Raw genomic sequence first — 2,501 nt, 5'->3', positions numbered from 1 at the left:
TCCTCGGGTGCCACCACACTCGGACGGCCGGGGAGCGCCAGCGTCGCACGCCTGGCCGCCCGGCGTCCGAGATGGACGTCGCCGGCGGACGCCGCGGTGAACACCCGGGGCGCCCGCGGCTCGCTCTGCAATTCGGACACCAGCTCGGCGACCTTGGCCAGCTGGCCGCGCAGCGCGTCCAGCTCGTCCTCCAGCGCCAGGATGCGACGGATGCCTTCGAGGTTGATGCCTTCGCGCTGCGACAGGTGCTGAATGTGCCGCAGCTTGGCGATGTCGCGCAGCGAATAGCGGCGGCCGCGGCCCCGCGTCCGTTGCGGGACGACCAGGCCGACCCGGTCGTAGCCCCGCAACGTCTGCGGATGCATCTCGGCCAACTGCGCGGCCACCGAGATCACGAAGATCGGGGCGTCGGAATCGATCCGCTGCGGCAGGAAGCCGGACGAGCTGGCCACCTCAGCCTCCGTACAGCGAGGCACGCGGATCGGTGTCGTCGCCCATCGCCGCGGCGAAGCTGGCCAACGCCTCCTTGGCGGTGTCGTTCAAGGCGTTCGGCACCTGCACCTCGACGGTCACCAGCAGGTCACCGGTGCTGCCGTCCGCCTTGTGCACGCCCTTGCCGCGCACCCTGAAGGTGCGGCCGTTGGGCGTTCCCGGACCGATCTTCAACGTCACCCGCTGACCGGACAAGGTCGGCACCGAGATGTCGCCGCCCAGCGCCGCCTCGGTGAAGGTCACCGGCACGGTCAGGGTGAGGTTGTCACCCTTGCGTCCGAACAGCTTGTGCGGCCGCACGTGCACCAGCACGTACAGGTCACCGGGTGCGCCGCCGTTCTCGCCGGCGCCACCCTTGCCCTTGATCCGGATCTTCTGGCCGTCGGTCACGCCGGCCGGAATACGCACCTGCATCGACTTGGTCGACCGGCCCCGCCCGGAACCGCCACAGATCGGGCACGGTTCCTCGACGATCAGGCCGCGGCCGCGGCAGTCCTTGCACGGCTCGCTGACGGCGAATACGCCGCCGGAGGTGGAGGTCTGCATGCCGCTGCCCTGGCAGGTCGGGCACACCTTCGGCAGCGTTCCCGACTTGGCCCCGGTGCCCGAACAGGCCGCGCAGGCCTCGTCCGAGACCGTCTGCATCGTGACGGTGACACCGTTCACCGCGTCGGTGAAGTCGATGCTCGCCTCACCCTCGATGTCCTGGCCCCGCCGCGGACCGCGGCTGGTGGTGGTCCGTCGGGTGGACGTGCCGCCGAACAGGTTGCCGAACAGGTCGGAGATGTTCCCACCGGCCTGTCCCCCGCCGGCGTTGCGGAACAGGTCCTCCATCGACGGCCCTTGGCCGCCACCGGGGAACCGGAAGCCGCCGCCACCGAACATGCTGCGGGCCTCGTCATACTCCTTGCGCTTCTTCGGATCGGACAGCACCGAGTTGGCCTCGGAGATGTCCTTGAACCGCTGCTCGGCGGAAGGGTTGTTCTGGTTCTGGTCGGGATGGTTCTCCCGGGCCAGTTTGCGGAACGCTTTCTTGATCTCGTCCGGCTTGGCGTCGGAGGAGACGCCGAGGACCTTGTAGTAGTCCTTCTCGAGCCAGTCCTTGGTGCTCATGTCCTGACGCCTCCTTTCGTGTCTACATCGTGCGTGGTCTCGACAAGCTCGACCAACGGTTGTCCCTCATCTGTGGTCTGGACAAGTTCGACCGACGGTTGTTTCGACAAGTTCAACCGACGGCTACTCCGGCTCAGCGACGCCGACCCGGGCGGGGCGGAGCACCCGGTCGTTCAACCGGACGCCCTTCTGCATCACTGCTGAGACCGTGGTGACCTCGATCCCTTCCATCGGCACCTGCATCAGCGCGTCGTGGACGTTGGGGTCGAACTCTTCGCCGACCTCGCCGTAGACGGTGAGGCCGTACTTGGACGCCAACCGCTCCAGCTCGTCGGCGACCAGCTTGAAACCGCCGGTCAGTTCGTCGTGCTCGCGGGCCGCCTCGATGCTGTCCAGCACCGGCAGCAGGTCGAGAACGACCGCCTCGATGCCGCCCTGCCGGGACAACGCCCGATCACGGTCGACGCGCTTCTTGTAGTTGGCGTATTCGGCCTGCAGCCGCTGCAGATCCTGGGTGCGCTCGGCGGCCAGTTCCTCCAGTTCGGCGATCTTGGCCGCCACGATCGGCTCGTCGACCACCGGCTGCCCGGCGTCGGACGCGCCGGCTGCGGAATCGACGGACGTGTCCGGCTGGGGCGCCGTCTCCGGGGCCTCCGGTGCCGAGGTGGGGGTCGGCTCAGCTGCGGGCTGCTGCTCGTGCTTGCTCACGGATTCTCCTTTGCGCGGCCGATCCGCGGGTGCAACCACCCACGGACCGGCCGACAGCGTCACTTCTTGTCGTTGTCCTCATCATCGACGATCTCGGCGTCCACCACGTCATCGTCGGCCGGGCTGGACGACGCGTCCTCGGCACCCGCGGTGGGAGCCTGGGCTTCGTCGGCCTGCTGCTTGGCCTG

The 2,501-nt window shown here is 68.5% G+C and carries 3 protein-coding genes; all 3 read right to left on the bottom strand.

The window, feature by feature from the left end; genetic code table 11:
• Positions 1–452: helix-turn-helix transcriptional regulator (locus Q0066_RS16070; RefSeq protein WP_298134824.1), on the bottom strand; the 452-nt coding region annotated here is incomplete at its 3' end.
• A 1-nt stretch (position 453) separates the two neighbouring features.
• On the bottom strand, positions 454–1,605 hold the full coding sequence (dnaJ, locus tag Q0066_RS16065) for a molecular chaperone DnaJ (protein ID WP_298134822.1): 1,152 nt from the start codon (positions 1,603–1,605) through the stop codon (positions 454–456).
• A 123-nt stretch (positions 1,606–1,728) separates the two neighbouring features.
• On the bottom strand, positions 1,729–2,313 hold the full coding sequence (locus tag Q0066_RS16060; RefSeq protein WP_366521541.1) for a nucleotide exchange factor GrpE: 585 nt from the start codon (positions 2,311–2,313) through the stop codon (positions 1,729–1,731).
• Positions 2,314–2,501: the final 188 nt, after the last annotated feature.

This window comes from Micropruina sp., from assembly GCF_027492755.1.
Lineage (GTDB): Bacteria > Actinomycetota > Actinomycetes > Propionibacteriales > Propionibacteriaceae > Micropruina.
This window is presented reverse-complemented; position numbering and strand designations above follow the sequence as displayed.

Bases quoted from the DNA above. Each gene is read 5' to 3' on its own strand.
- dnaJ (WP_298134822.1), bottom strand. From the start codon at position 1,605: ATGAGCACCAAGGACTGGCTCGAGAAGGACTACTACAAGGTCCTCGGC.